Genomic DNA, 13,019 nt, shown 5'->3' with positions numbered 1-13,019 from the left:
GGGCGGGGCATGGGCGTGGTGGGGAATGGGATTCGCGCGAGTCCGCTCGCCTTGTGCAGGGGGTATGCCGATGCTCCAGGAGGTGGCCGACCTCTCAAGGTTCGGCGGTTGTGCCCCGAAGTACCTGTCCGCGCCTCCGGACGGGGGCGGCTGTTTCTGGATGGAGCATAGGTAGGAGTTGGCGAGTCTGGAGGCGGCCCAATTCCGGGGAGCAGTGAGAGCGAGTCGCAATCGCCTGTTGTCGAGCCTCCTGCGTCGCGTACTCCTCCGCCGTCGAGGCCTCACCGACAAGGCCGAGGAGGGTCGCTCTCACGTGACGGCGAGCGTCGTCGTGCGACAGAGGCCGTGGTACGGCGGGAAGCCCACGCCTACCTCTGCCAACTGCTTGTCCGAGGCGAGCGCGCGGAACTCGCCCGCGTCGTCGCGGGTGCCGGCAGCGGAGCGGAGCACCTCGGCCAGGCGCGTCTCCTGGCCCCTTCGGTTGACGTAGAGGATGGCGTGCCCGGTGGCTGCGTCCAGGCGCTCCCGCACCCAGGGCAGCTCCTGCTTCACCTCCTCCGGGCGCTCAAGGGACTCCAGTCGCTCGAAGCGCTTGAGGGCATCCGCCACTGAGAATGTCTTCCCATTGAGGAAGCGGCACGCCCGGGTGGTGGCCTCGTCGAGGACGGCCTCGATGCGGTAGCTGCGCACGCCGGCCTCCGCGTAGCTGCTCACCTGGGCGAAGGAGCGTCCCTGGCCGACGAAGTGGCTTGCCACCACCTCCCAGTAGAAGGGGGCCCGCTCGATGAGGGCGCCGCGTGCGGCCCGCTCCAGGGACTCGGCGATGTCGCTCCTGCCGAGGCCGGCCTCCAGCCCCTCAGCCACGAGATGCCGGGCCTCATGGCCGAATGCGTCCAGCCGGCGCCCGTACTCGTCCCGGACGAAGTTGCCCTGGGTGCGGACGATGTGCTGGGCGATGCGCCTGTCTATGGCGTTGAAGCGGGCGGCAATGGCCAGGCCCTGCTCGCGTCGGGCATGGCTGCGGGTGGAGGCCACCACCTCCTCGGCTGCGTCGCCGAGGGGCGCCTGGATGCGGGAAGGTATGACGGCCGTCCGCCGGCCTGCGGCCTCCAGGGACTGGGCGACGAGGCGCCTGCGCTGGGCCGCCGTCGTCTTCCTCCAGTCCACGTCGAGGACGGCCACCGCCTCTCGCATGGCGTCTACGTCCGCGCGCCCGACGGCGCGGCGAAGGCGCGCGGCAAGCAGGGCCACGGCGCGGTCCATGCCTGCCGCAGTGCCAACGTCGAGGGCCTTGGCCACAGGCAGCCGGAGGACGTCCCCCAGGAGGGTGTCCGCCACTGCTCGCGCCTCGTGGATGATGAGAAGGCTGTCAGCGCGGGCCATGCACACGGTGTGTCACCAGCTCCATGGGGCTGCGGCGCCTAGCTCGCACGTCGACTCCGGCCTGAGTGGGCGAGAAGACGACGTCGTGGCTGGCGGCGCACCTGTCACACAGCGCGAAGATGAGGAGGCCGTTGCGCCACAGCGTCGTCGTCTCCTCCAGGGGACCGCGCCTTTGGCACATGCGGCACTCCAGGACACCGCGCTCGGCGTCCGCCTGGGCCTGGAGCACCCACGCGCGCTGAAGCTGCCCAGGCGTCATGTGGGTTGCCCCGAGAACCAGGTGTCGAACTCCTCGCGCGGGACGGGGACGTGCTCGGTGTCCATGTACCGGCGGGCCAGCGCCAGTCGTCCTTGGGCCAAGCGCTCCTCTTCGGCCCAAAGCTCTTCTCGCAGCCCCAAGAGGCGTTTCGCCTCGCCCAGCAGTGAGCCCTTGTCCTTCTGGGACATCAAGTCTTCGACGCCCGTCTGAATGCCCGCCAGCGTGAGGGTGATGGGGCGCTTCACCCAGTCGTCCGCAATCTTGCGGAACTCCCTGTGGAAGATGTCGCCGGCCAGGTGGCGGCCCTCCTCGGGAGTCAGCACACCCACGCGCACCAGGCGCTCCACCATCTCCGTCATGCGCTCTGGGTCTCTCGTGGCCGTCGTCTGGCTGCGGAAGCGCCAGAAGCGCACGCCCATGTCCGCGAGAACCTTGCGGTTGAGGAGGAAGTCGAACTCGTCGCGCTCGGGCTGAAACACCTGGTCCTCGGCGAAGCGCAGCTGGGCCTCGGCCACTGAGCGGTTGAAGTCACGGCCGTCGCCGCGCAGCAGCGGCGGCAGGCGGAAGGCGCTGCCCACCTTGTCGATGTTGCGCTGGTCGTACTGTTGGAAGAGGGCGTCCTGCTGCTGGGCGTCCGTCAGGGGGCGCAGCTCAATCTTCGCGCGGCCTCCGTCGCCGGTGCCGGCGCCGTCCGCCTCGAGGATGAGGATTTTATGAAAGTTCGCCTTCCCCTTCAGGTTCTCCTCGATGAAGCGCTCGATGCGCGGCACCGAGGCGTCGGAGAGCCGCCCTCCGGAGACGAGCAGCGCCAGAGGGGGAACGCTCTTGTTGTTGAAGTAGAGGTAGTTGACCTCCTCCATCTGCCGGGAGCCGAGGACGGACAGCAGGGTGCCCACCCAGCGGGGGATGCCGTAGGGCGAGCGCGGCGAGTGGATGGCGAAGTGGATGAGCTCCGTGGCGGGGCCGTCCGAGGCGTCCGCAGCCTTGAGTGCGGAGACGTCCGGGAAGACGCGGCCGGTGAGGCGGGAGACAACGCGCGAGTCCCCGAAGGACTTGAAGTACACCCGCTCGCTGCCCTGCACCTGGATGTAGCGGCGCAGGCGCCGACGGGTGGTGACGGTGTCGAAGCTGACGGCGGAGATGCGGACGCGCTCGCGCACCTCGACGGCCTCCTTGTCCAAGGGGAGGAGCCGCACCGTGTACGAGGGGACGTGGACGAAGCGGGCGATGTCGCCCTTGCCGTCGCGCAGCACCTCCCAATAGGCGTTGCCCGTCACCTCCACGTCGTGCCGGGTGCGACGGCGCAGCTCGACGAAGCTGCCGTCGAAGCAGCAGAAGTCGAAGAAGGACTCCAGGCGAGCCTTCTCGACTCGGGCCTGCTGCCGCACCTCCTCGGCGTGGGTGGTGACTTCCTCGTCCGTTGGGCGCAGAGGCGTCCCTGGCGGCAGCGTGCCCGCGTCACGCGCGGCCAGGCGCTCCAAGGCCATGGCGTCGGCCACCTTCTCCCGGGCCCCGTCGGCGTCGAAGTCGATGAAGGGCTCGAAGCGGTAGCCAAAGCCGTCGATGTTGACGGCGTAGGCGTCGACATTTTGTCTCAAGGAGTTGGAGTGCTCGACGAGGAGGCAGAGGGCCTCGGGCTCATACGGGGGCTGGAGCGCACCCGCGTCGGAGAAGGCCAAGGACTCCTCGCCCCCGGGGCGACTGGCGGGTTCGTCGACACGGGCTCCCACGACCACCGCCTTGAGGATGGCTTGGAGTCGCTCCTCGGCCTGGTGGACCTCGGCGGGCACCGTCACGACCGGTCCTCCACGTAAGCCAGGAGTCCCGTAGGGGTGTGCGAGACGGCGCGCACGCGGTGGCCGCGGGCCGCCAGCTCGGCGTGGACCGCCTCCAGCAGCCCGTCGTGGCTGGAGGCCTCGACTGTGAATTCCTGCCCGGGGTGTGGCGCGCCCGAGGAGGAGGCAAGGACGAAGACTCTGACGACGCTCTGCACACGGGCCTCCCGGACCAAGTGGAGGCAAGGCGCGCGGTGGGAGGGGTGCCCTCGATGTGCGAGGGCGTTGGGGGCCGCGCGCCTCACCTCCAGCGAGGACAAAGGCCTCGGGCCCAATTTCGGGGACATCCGGCGCGCGCTTTTCCGCTCAGGACATGCGCATCAATGAGTTGCCTTCGTCGGAGGACAGAGCGCTATTGGCGACACCTGCGGCTGACGCGGGAGCCCGCGCGCGAGCCGAAGCGCATGCGTGAAGGTGCCTCCTGCTGCCGAGAGTCACAGAGACGATTGGGAGGGCTGCTGATGAATTCAAACCCGGAGTGTTTGATGCGAGAAGAGGACGCGCGCGGCATCGCGCCCGCCGGTGACGTTGCGGCCACGGCGGACGACGTGACGACGTGCCCATGCGAGTGCCCGGAGCGTGAGGAGGAGACGCATCATCCGAGCGACTACCTCGTGACGGCCGAGGAGTACCCCGAGCACCCTGCGGCCCAGGCCGGCTATGTGGGGTGGGTGTTCTGCATCCACTGCGGCGCGTGGCGCGCCGCCGACGACGACGCGCCCGACGCGGACTGGGTGCCCTGACGCGCGCTGCGCCCGCGCGAAGAGTGGGCCGCACGAACCCGGCTCCTCATGACAGGACCGGCTCTGTCTCTTCGTCCATGGCGAACACGTTGAAGCCCCACTTCGACGTGGAGGAGACACCATGGACACCTACCGTGTTGCGAGACTGCCAGCGCGCCTGCGCGGCTTCGCGCTGCCGGACACGAGCACGCAGCCTGGAGGCTATGTCGAGGCGGGCGACTATCTCGTGCTCGAGGAGAAGTCCCGCCACCCCACGCCCGACACTGATTACGCCCGACTGCTGGTTCCGAAACTGAGCGCGCTCGACACCTGGGTGTGCACGCGCTGGCGCACCCAGCGTTACGCAACGTTCCTCTCCCAGGAGAGCGCACCTGCCATGGCCCGGCTGTCGTTCGACAGCGAGCCGCTGGCCGTCCTGGAGGAGCGTCTCTTCACGCTCTTGGGCGCGTTTCCCGATTACAGGTATGACGGGAGCCGGGCGTACTACCCGTGGGCGCTGCCGGGCGTTCGTGTCCAGCTCGCGCCGCCCCGGCTTAACAACTGCTGCACCTTCGTCGAGGGCTTGTTGGTGAAGGCTTTCTCCGAGGCGCACGGCGCGGCCTTCTCGTGGGACGCACGTCGCCACCGGCAGATGATGATCGCCTCCACCCAGGACTACTTCTCCCCCGTGACGGCTGCCGTCGAGTCCGGCATTGCCCTGCTGGCGCCGTCGGAGGATGTGCCGCCCCACCCCTGGACACTCATCCAGGGGTGGCACAGCCAGTGGGGCTCGGGGCACACCTTCCTTGTCGTGGACTTCCACGAGGAGACGGACAAGGTGCTGGTGCTGGAGTCCAACGCCGCCTACGGCCTCGACGGCGTCGGCTACCGTGGCCTCGGCAACCTGCGCGACGTCGGCCTCCAGGTGCCGGTGGACTGGTGGACGCGGAGCGAGGTGTGGACGTGGCGCCGCCTCTGCTCAATGTACCCCTTCCGGCGGCAGGCCTGGCTGAAGGTCAAGGCTCGGTAGGTTTGGGGGCGAAGAGGTCTGGGGCCGGCAGCCGCGCGTGATCGGCTGCTACCCGCAGACCGTGATTCGCTGCATGCGCGAAGAGTACCCGCGTCTGCGCCTGACTGAGTGCTCACGAGGCCTCGATGTTAGGCTCGTTCCCGTTGGGATCAGTCGCATACGAACGGAGTGGGGAGGCTGCGATGGAAGAGCAATTTCGTGAGGCACGCGTTCGCGCCAAGAGCGCAATCCAAAGCAAGTGGAAGGCGATAGCGGATGTCCGCACGCTGGGGTGGGGTGGCCCCATTGAGAGCATCGAGGCAGCGTTCCCCTTTGTGCGGACGTCGACCTCCAAGTTACGCGACGCGCTCTCGCATCACCTTCCGGTGTTGATTTTTCAGTCGCGAGAGTCGCCTCCGCAGAAGATGGAAATTGTTCTTGCGTACCGAGACTCTGCTGGAAACCCGTATCGCACCAGGGTTGCGGCGACGAGTGAGGTGCCGAACGCGCACGTGCTGTTGCTGAGTGAGTTCGCCCAGGCAGTTTGGTTCGCCCTCGATCAACAGATGCTGCCTCCGCCGGGAGAGGGACGCGCGTTCGAGGAAGCTCTCATCGGTCTGACGGGGAAGGCATTGCTGGAGTTGTGAGTTGAGGTGGACGCCAACCTCGAACAGCCGCTCGATGTGGCTGTTCCTCCGAGGAAAGGCACCCTGTGAGACGTCCTGCCACGATGGCTCCTGAGAAGTTAGCGGATGCGATTTCTCGCCTCCTTCCTGCGGTGCCAAGCGGTAATGTCTGGGGATTTGGAACTCCCTGCCCCTGAAACGGATGCAGCCATGATTGAGCCGTCGGGAAAGATAGAAGCCTGGATGCCGGGAGCAATCTCTTCACCGGGCGCAATCTCTTCATGTGAGGGAGTTGAGGGGGCGGAGTCGACCGTCAGCGTCGCGATTCGGCCACTCTGGATTGACTCGAATATGTCCAGGTCGATCCCCTGAAAGAGTCGGAGTTTCTCAGGGAAGATAGACAGGAGCTTTGCTGCTTTGCGCGGCTTGATGCTGAAGCTGGATTCCGGGTCGTTTGGGGGGATTTGGTAGTCAATCCATTTCCCTAAATAGTCCCGTTTCCCTGCTCGGACCTGACTGAGTTGTATGTTCCGACTGGAGTCGGATGGCGCAACAGGAGGAAGCACTTGAAGCTGGCCGTAGAGATCAAAGGGAGGCCGAATCATTTCGAGTGCTTCTTCGTAAATGGTCCGGGCAAGCGGCGTGAGCCCTGAGTAGTGGAGTATGCGCGCATAATGTCTGAGCCGAAAGAAATAGGAAGACTCGGGGCCGAAGGCCAATTCGCCGAAGTCGAATTCGGGATCGGCGACCATGATTCGGGATCGCCCTTCTTTCGCCGCAATGCAAGTGCTCACGATGAGTTCAACGTCATAGCGCTCTCCTCGCTTGTGATGTTCGGCCTTTTTCTCAACGCCATGCTTAATGTGGGCGCCCTGGTTTCTGCTGTATTTTGTGCCCTTGGCTTCAAAGATTCCGCGGATCGAGTTGTTTGCTCCTCTGTAGTCGAATCGTTTTTCTGGGGCTGGAATTGATTCTAATTGATCCCAGGGGATGTTCCAGAGTCGCGATGCGAAGAGGCACATCATTCCTATTCCAATTTCCTGGCTTCGGGCTGTCTGGACGTCTGAGTCCAGGGTTCGTCGAAGGCGGAGTTCTGAACCGCTGAAGTCTAGGAGATGGAAGAACGGGTAGGCAGAGTTGATGCACTCGTTGACGTTGTTGGATGGCAGCGCCGTCGACTTGCATCCAATCGCATGAAGTAGCTCTCGCGCAGTGACTTTGAAGCCTTGTCGAACGGTGGCTCGTAATGGGGCGTAGTGCTTGTTGCGCGGTGGTAGGGGGCCGGAGTCGTCGATGCCGACAGGAAATGTGAAACTCTTGTTGAGGAACTGGTTAAGGTCGACTTGGGTGTTAATAGTGTGACGGGTTGTTTGCATGTGAGGCTGGCGTGTTTGTGACGTCGGTGCCTTTTGGGGCGATGAAAACTCACTGTTCCTGCAGCTCAGGGGGCCTTCGTGGAGGCAGGGTCGACGTTGGGCGGCTCCTCCGTAGGGGCGAACCTACGACGGAATCGCTCGAAGGCATCTGGACGAATATCGCGAGCGAAGAGCTCACCGAGCAGAGGTTCGCATCTCCGCACCCTGTTGGCGACGATCAGAGGCTGAAGTGGAGCAGTCATATTCCCCCTCGTCACGAGCCCAACCACCACGCACACCAGCATGTTGCGCCCGTCTTCGTCACTGCGCGTGCGAAGGTGGCTTGTTGCTGGAGACGAGGACGGGGTGGGTGTAAACCGACTGCTCGGATTGGCACAGGCATTCAAGGGCCTAGTCGCGGGCGAGGTTCTCCGCGAGGTTCACGCCGATGCCGCTGCGGTCGACGGAGAGGCGCGCTACGGGAAGGACGGAGAGGAGGCGGCGCAGGTGGGCCTCCTGCTCCGCGAAGGGGACGCCCTCGAAACTGCGAAGCATGCGGCATGTGAAGCGGCCCGCCAGCTCTTCGAAGACGGCTAGCTCCGAGCGGTCTCTCGTGCGGCCCACGTCGAAGCCCGCGACCAGGCGCCCCTGGGGCACGGGCACGTCGGAGGCGTCCTGAGCCAGCGGCAGCTCGCCGGTGGTGCACGGGAGGATGAGTTCGTAGGGCAAGAAGCTGTAGGACTCGTCGACGTAAAAGGCATTCGAACTCCTGCTGGAAGTCCTCCTGCGGCAGGGAGCCGTACTGCTCGGTGAGAATGGAGTGCCCGAAACGCATTTGAACTATGCTTAGTCCCGTTTGAAGGAACAGCAGGCGCTTCGCGCCGCATAGTGTGTCGGGTGATGTGGTTTACTGGGGCTGGGTAGGCAGAGACTCATTTGATGCTGCTAGGGGCCTCGGCAAATGACGTCGTAGCCTCCTCAGAGCACTGTGGCTGCCGACGCAGGGACGGTAGCATCCCGTTCATGACAAACTTGGCTGGCGGTGCCGCCACTAACGCGGGAATCGAGTTTCAGCAACGAGTAGGTGCATGGTTTGCTGTTGCAATGCTCACGCGGACAGACGTTTCGTACCTGCTTGAACTTGAGGCGCCGTTTGTTGTCGAGACAGTGTCCTGGGAGACTGCTGCTTCTGTAGATGATTTGTTGTTGAATTCGAAAGATGCGGCGGTGTTTGTTCAGGCGAAGCGTTCGATTGACTTGTCTGCGGTCGAGACGTCGGAGTTTCGAGGGGTGCTTGATCAATTCGTTTGTCGGTATCTTGGGCAGAATCCTTCGGAGTACTATGTCTTGATCGTTTCTCCTGCGGCCTCTCGCAACGTTTCAGGTGTGCTTCAAAAACTTCTGCTCTCGATCCGATTAAATCCGGGAGGGTATTCCGGAAACCCCAGGTCTAAGCAGGAGATGTCGGTGTTTGCAACGTTCCGCCAGGGCTTGGAGGCGAGCTATTTTGAGGCTGCGTCTCGGCGGTTGACGGAGGAGGAATTTGTTGGGATCTGTAGTCAAATCCGGGTTGTTTCTATGGGGGTAGAGGCGAATTGCGCTGAAGAACGCAGCGCACTTACGATGTTGCAATCTCTTCCTCATGCCCGGGAAAACTTAAATCTCGTGTGGTCTGCGGTGATTGTACAAAGTCTTAGATATGCCACTGGGCGGTTCTCGTGTGTGCGTGAATCCCTGGAGCGAATTGTGTTCGCAGGACTTCCGGTTCCAATTCCTGATGCGGTCAATGATGGTGAAGGTATTCAGCTCGAGCTCGCCGATTCGCCATCGTCGGGGCGCGAGGTGATTCTTGGAACTCTTGATGGTGAGCCTAAGCTGCTCTATGTGATGACACTTCTTCGCTTTAATGAAGATGGTTCGCGTCGCAGTCGATTCGAGGGTGGTGTGTGTGTCATGAAGAGCGGCGTGACGGTTCAGTTGCGTCGTCGGACTGCTACTGTCGCTGGGATGATTCGCTACTTGAAGGAGAATGCTGAGCGCTACAGGGCGTTTAAGGTGGCTATTGTGGATTCTGATTTGAACGAAAGCGCTGACCGTACTCCTTATGCGGAGGCGCATTCTATTCGTGTTGCCGAATTGATGCGCGCACGGGCTCGAAAGCTCATTTGTGTGGTTTGTGGTTTCCCCGTGTCTGCACGAGATTCGGAGTTCGTTGAGGTGGATGAGGCGTCGAAAGAGCATCAAGTTGGTATTGTTCATTCTCGATGCGTCGCTCCATGTCATAGGGTTCTGGGGCGCCCGCAAGGAGAGCTTTTTGAGAAGCACCCATTGTTGGTGGACTTTGATCTCCAGCTCTGGATTGAACAGTTGCGTCGTGGTCAGGGGCTTATGGCTTCCTTGAAAGAAAAGAACGTGCCGATTGCTCATGTAGCCTGGGATCCAAACTACCTCCCTGGGCAATTTGGATTCTGCATGCGGTTCAAGATGGAGAGTGGTACCTATCGATATGCGGCTAAGCGAGGGAAGGTTCATCGCTTTAGGAAGTCCAAGGGCGAGTCGGCGGTTGCAGAAATGACTGCGTGGCTAGGTAGGGCGGCCACTGCCGGCAATCCTCTGTGCTACACTGAAGATGGCGAATTTGGGACGCTTTCGTTTCTGTTGATGTTGAATCGTTCAGGAACTCCTGACCGAGTTCTGCTGGTGGAGATGGTCGCGTACACGGCCGAGATTGGAGTTCTTAATGATGTGTATGACAATCATTATGCTCCGCTATGCGTGCTTCGAACGGTGTCGGAGGAGAAGGAGATTGGGGTGGGGAGTTGTGTTTTTCTGATCAGCGATCCACTTGAGCTTGGGCGTTTTATTAAGAACTGGCGCGATGCAGGTGTTCCTGTTGATCAGTTTCGCGTGGATGTTATTGGTGATGATGGGGAGTTTGATGCTTTTTTGCGTGAGATTTTGGGGCAGGGGCGAGAGGCGGTGATTGACCCCCTGTTTGATTTGAAGATGAATCCGATAAGTGGTTTCCCTATTGAGCCGATGCCGGAATAGGTGAGTGGAGAGGGGATCTTGCCCGAGGGGAATATGCTTCATTTACTTGTGGCGGGAGAGCGCTCCTACTATCCAATCACCCGCACTCCAATCTCCCCGCTTCCTCGTCGCTCCGCCCCCCGCTCGCGCTGGCACGCCAGGGCGACTGCCCAGAACTTGTCCGCGTGCCCGCGGTTGGTGCGCTCGGCGTCGAAGGACACCTTCCCCGAGGGCAGCACGCGGCGCTTGATGGAGTGAATCTGCCCGACAAGCTCGCGCTCACGCGGCAAGGTGACGTCGCGGCGCTGGAGCAGAATTTTGAAGTCGGTGGCCCAGCGCTCCTTGGCCTCGTTGGTGAAGTTCTCCGCAGCGACTTGAGGGAAGTCGCGGGCAAGGTTCTCGGCGAGGTTCATGCCGATGCCGCTGCGGTCGACGCTGAGGCGTGCCACGGGCAGGACGGAGAGGAGGCGGCGCAGGTGGGCTTCCTGTTCCGCGAAGGGGATGCCTTCGAAGCTTCGCAGCATGCGGCACGTGAAGCGGCCCGCCACCTCTTCGAAGACGGCCAGCTCGGACCTGTCGCGGGTGCGGCCCACGTCGAAGCCCGCGACCAGGCGCCCCTGGGGCACGGGCACGTCGGAGGCGTCCTGGGCCAGCGGCAGCTCGTCGGTGGTGCACGGGAGGATGAGCTCGTAGGGCAAGAAGCTGTAGGACTCGTCGACGTAAAAGGCATTCGAACTCCTGTTGGAAGTCCTCCTGCGGCAGGGAGTCGAACTGCTCCACGAGGACGGGGCGCCCGAAGCGAGTGACGCGCTCCTCGGTGGGCATGAAGGGTGCCTCCACGGCGGCGCGCCTCACGTCCAGGGAGAAGAAGCGGCACAGCCACCAGGGCACCTGCTGGCGCGTGTGGTGCGGGTACTTGCGCAGCTCCTGCGAGGCGATCTCCCAGAAGATGCCGCGTCGTCCGAGGGGCGTGCTGCAGCCCGTGAGCTGCCCGTGGGAGCGGAGGATGAGGGCGGTGCTGCCCGTGTAGACCTCGCGGTCGTTAATGTAATGCGCCAGCTCATCAAGGTACGCGTCACCTCGCTTTCCGCGCGGAGGCTTGGACGGCACGCTGATGATGCGCGAGAGGCGCCGGCCCCGGGAGTTCGACTCGAAGGCAAGCTCTGTCTTCGCGTCGGTGACGAGCTTCTTTTTGTAGGCGAGCGGCAGTTCCTCGTACACCTGCCGGGCGATGAGCACCTTCTCCACGGCGTCGCTCAAGTTGTAGGAGACGAACACCGCCGTGTGGCCGTCACGCAGGTGGCAGCGCGCGAGGGCTTCCAATGCGAAGAGGAAGGAGAAGCCCACCTGGCGGCTCTTCGCCACCCAGCGGAAGCGGGAGCGGTTGTCGAGCAGGGCCTGTTGGTAGGGCTCCAGCACCACCGGCTCGCTGTCGTAGTGGCATAGGCCGGAGATGAAGCCCGACTCGGTGGCCAGCCACTGGGTGAGGTCGTCCTCGGTGCGTTTGACGATGCCGAGCGTCACGCTGTCCTCCCTGCATGTTCCGTTGCTTTCTCGCGGCACCAGAGCGTGCATGGCCGCGTCCTCTTCACGACGGAGTCGCCATGTCTGCCTATGCCGCTGTCACTCGCCCACCCCGTACCCTCACGGAGAAGGAGGTGGCGCTCCTGCTGCGCGTCACGGGAGAGCACCGGGATGGATTCCGGGACCACTGCCTGTACAGCCTCGCGCTGGCCTCGGGCCTTCGCGAGCACGAACTCGTGGCCCTCAACATCGGCGACATCTTCGACGAGCGCGGACGCGCACGCCGGCACGTGCCCCTGCGCGTCTTCAAGGGGTGCCGTCGGCACCCGGGCCCCCAGGAGGTCGTCCTCTCGGACACGGTGCGCGCGAAGCTGGAGAAGCTGCTGCGCCTCAAGCGCTCGCAGGGGCATGAAGTGGGGCCCTTGGCGCCGCTCTTCCTGAGTCGCCTGGGACTGCGCCTGTCCATGCGGCAGGTGCGCCACGCGTTCGGAGTCTGGCAGCAGCGCGCGGGCCTGGACAGGCACCTCAACTTCCACACCGTGCGCCACACCGCGTGCACCGGGGTGTATCGGCGCACGAAGGACATCCGCCTCACCCAGCGCTTCGCGCGCCAGCGCAGCATCGAGTCCACCGTCATCTACACGCACCCCTCGGACGACGAGCTGGTGCGCGTGACGCAGGACCTGCCCTGCTGATGGGGTGTGCCGCCTCCGCGCTGAGCGCCCGCGAGAGCCCCTGGTTGGGCCGGGGTGCCGCGCGGAGGCGGTGAGGGGCGGCTGTGCGCGGGGCCCGCGCGGACTGCCCCAGGCGCGGCCGGCGAAAGTGAACAGCGCGAGGCGTTCACTTACCGAGTGCAAATGATCAGGGGAGGGGTGTTCACTTTTTCGGGGGTGACTCTCTCGAAAAGGGCCCCAGGTACACGCCACGGCGGCGCACCCCGCACGAAAGATCGCACCACCCCCCACCCTGGCGTCAGGGGTAGGCGGGGTAGGGGTGCTGACGTCGTCGGTAGGCATGGTTGCGCCCAGCGGGGGTAGGCGGTGAAGTTGACTGGGGAGGAGCTGGGCCACGAGGGCGGGCGGCAGGCGGCCCAACCAGCGGAAAGCGGCCATGGGCCTCGGCGCTTCGGCCCCTCACGAGGGCTCGTAAGCGCGCGAAACAGCGTGGGGGCAGTGACGCCGAATGGCCGCCTTTACCCATTTTCGGCCATTCGGCTCGGCCCTGGTAACGGCACGCGCGCCCAGGTGCGCGCGGGGCGGAGGGCCGGGGCTTCGAG

General features: G+C 63.9%; 13 protein-coding genes. 6 read left to right on the top strand and 7 right to left on the bottom strand.

Features of this window, described 5'->3' with window-relative positions; genetic code table 11:
- Positions 1-309 precede the first annotated feature (309 nt).
- From HR086_RS37770 to HR086_RS49845, 4 genes are read right to left on the bottom strand one after another with little or no spacing between them, the layout of a single operon-like run.
- Positions 310-1,389 (bottom strand): head morphogenesis protein, encoded by a 1,080-nt coding sequence (locus HR086_RS37770; protein WP_174468059.1) that lies wholly within the window; start codon positions 1,387-1,389, stop codon positions 310-312.
- Positions 1,370-1,642: a hypothetical protein gene (locus tag HR086_RS37765; RefSeq protein ID WP_174468058.1), complete on the bottom strand. Its 273-nt coding sequence runs from the start codon at positions 1,640-1,642 to the stop codon at positions 1,370-1,372. Before HR086_RS37765 ends, HR086_RS37770 begins: the two co-directional genes overlap by 20 nt.
- Positions 1,639-3,438 (bottom strand): phage portal protein, encoded by a 1,800-nt coding sequence (locus HR086_RS37760; protein ID WP_373564405.1) that lies wholly within the window; start codon positions 3,436-3,438, stop codon positions 1,639-1,641. The genes HR086_RS37765 and HR086_RS37760 overlap by 4 nt, the downstream gene beginning before the upstream one ends.
- Positions 3,435-3,635 (bottom strand): hypothetical protein, encoded by a 201-nt coding sequence (locus tag HR086_RS49845; protein WP_253993379.1) that lies wholly within the window; start codon positions 3,633-3,635, stop codon positions 3,435-3,437. The genes HR086_RS37760 and HR086_RS49845 overlap by 4 nt, the downstream gene beginning before the upstream one ends.
- 327 nt (positions 3,636-3,962) lie before the next feature.
- On the opposite strand from HR086_RS49845, the gene HR086_RS37755 reads away from it, so the two are divergent.
- The 3 genes from HR086_RS37755 (at position 3,963) to HR086_RS37745 (ending at position 5,855) form a co-directional block, all read left to right on the top strand.
- On the top strand, positions 3,963-4,220 hold the full coding sequence (locus HR086_RS37755) for a hypothetical protein (RefSeq protein WP_254626618.1): 258 nt from the start codon (positions 3,963-3,965) through the stop codon (positions 4,218-4,220).
- A 121-nt stretch (positions 4,221-4,341) separates the two neighbouring features.
- Complete coding sequence (locus HR086_RS37750; RefSeq protein ID WP_174468056.1) at positions 4,342-5,229, top strand: hypothetical protein; 888 nt, start codon at positions 4,342-4,344, stop codon at positions 5,227-5,229.
- A 182-nt stretch (positions 5,230-5,411) separates the two neighbouring features.
- Positions 5,412-5,855 (top strand): hypothetical protein, encoded by a 444-nt coding sequence (locus HR086_RS37745; RefSeq protein WP_174468055.1) that lies wholly within the window; start codon positions 5,412-5,414, stop codon positions 5,853-5,855.
- 98 nt (positions 5,856-5,953) lie between these two features.
- On the opposite strand, the gene HR086_RS37740 is transcribed toward HR086_RS37745, so the two are convergent.
- Both HR086_RS37740 and HR086_RS37735 read right to left on the bottom strand, forming a co-directional pair.
- Complete coding sequence (locus HR086_RS37740) at positions 5,954-6,859, bottom strand: hypothetical protein (protein ID WP_174468054.1); 906 nt, start codon at positions 6,857-6,859, stop codon at positions 5,954-5,956.
- A gap of 741 nt (positions 6,860-7,600) precedes the next feature.
- Positions 7,601-7,918, bottom strand: a complete 318-nt coding sequence (locus tag HR086_RS37735) for a hypothetical protein (protein ID WP_254626617.1) — start codon at positions 7,916-7,918, stop codon at positions 7,601-7,603.
- A gap of 294 nt (positions 7,919-8,212) precedes the next feature.
- Between HR086_RS37735 and HR086_RS37730 the strand changes: the two genes are divergently transcribed.
- Complete coding sequence (locus HR086_RS37730; protein WP_174468053.1) at positions 8,213-10,240, top strand: hypothetical protein; 2,028 nt, start codon at positions 8,213-8,215, stop codon at positions 10,238-10,240.
- A gap of 68 nt (positions 10,241-10,308) precedes the next feature.
- Here the strand turns inward: HR086_RS37730 and HR086_RS37725 are convergent, their stop codons facing one another.
- Positions 10,309-10,917 carry a terminase gene (locus HR086_RS37725; RefSeq protein WP_254626616.1) on the bottom strand — a complete coding sequence of 203 codons (609 nt, stop codon included), beginning with the start codon at positions 10,915-10,917 and terminating at the stop codon, positions 10,309-10,311.
- Between the two features lie 125 nt (positions 10,918-11,042).
- Here HR086_RS37725 and HR086_RS37720 point away from each other — a divergent pair, with 125 nt between their 5' ends.
- Complete coding sequence (locus tag HR086_RS37720; protein ID WP_174468052.1) at positions 11,043-11,249, top strand: hypothetical protein; 207 nt, start codon at positions 11,043-11,045, stop codon at positions 11,247-11,249.
- A gap of 574 nt (positions 11,250-11,823) precedes the next feature.
- Positions 11,824-12,438 carry a tyrosine-type recombinase/integrase gene (locus tag HR086_RS37715; RefSeq protein WP_174468051.1) on the top strand — a complete coding sequence of 205 codons (615 nt, stop codon included), beginning with the start codon at positions 11,824-11,826 and terminating at the stop codon, positions 12,436-12,438.
- The last annotated feature ends 581 nt before the right edge of the window (positions 12,439-13,019 follow it).

Origin of the sequence: Myxococcus sp. CA039A (assembly GCF_013336645.1) — a bacterium.
GTDB lineage: Bacteria > Myxococcota > Myxococcia > Myxococcales > Myxococcaceae > Myxococcus > Myxococcus llanfairpwllgwyngyllgogerychwyrndrobwllllantysiliogogogochensis.
This window is presented reverse-complemented; position numbering and strand designations above follow the sequence as displayed.

Coding starts and splice junctions, on each gene's coding strand:
- HR086_RS37740 (WP_174468054.1), bottom strand. CDS start 6,859: ATGATGTGCCTCTTCGCATCGCGACTCTGGAACATCCCCTGGGATCAA.
- HR086_RS37765 (WP_174468058.1), bottom strand. CDS start 1,642: ATGACGCCTGGGCAGCTTCAGCGCGCGTGGGTGCTCCAGGCCCAGGCG.
- HR086_RS37755 (WP_254626618.1), top strand. CDS start 3,963: ATGCGAGAAGAGGACGCGCGCGGCATCGCGCCCGCCGGTGACGTTGCG.
- HR086_RS37750 (WP_174468056.1), top strand. CDS start 4,342: ATGGACACCTACCGTGTTGCGAGACTGCCAGCGCGCCTGCGCGGCTTC.
- HR086_RS37720 (WP_174468052.1), top strand. CDS start 11,043: ATGAAGGGTGCCTCCACGGCGGCGCGCCTCACGTCCAGGGAGAAGAAG.
- HR086_RS37730 (WP_174468053.1), top strand. CDS start 8,213: ATGACAAACTTGGCTGGCGGTGCCGCCACTAACGCGGGAATCGAGTTT.
- HR086_RS37715 (WP_174468051.1), top strand. CDS start 11,824: ATGTCTGCCTATGCCGCTGTCACTCGCCCACCCCGTACCCTCACGGAG.
- HR086_RS37745 (WP_174468055.1), top strand. CDS start 5,412: ATGGAAGAGCAATTTCGTGAGGCACGCGTTCGCGCCAAGAGCGCAATC.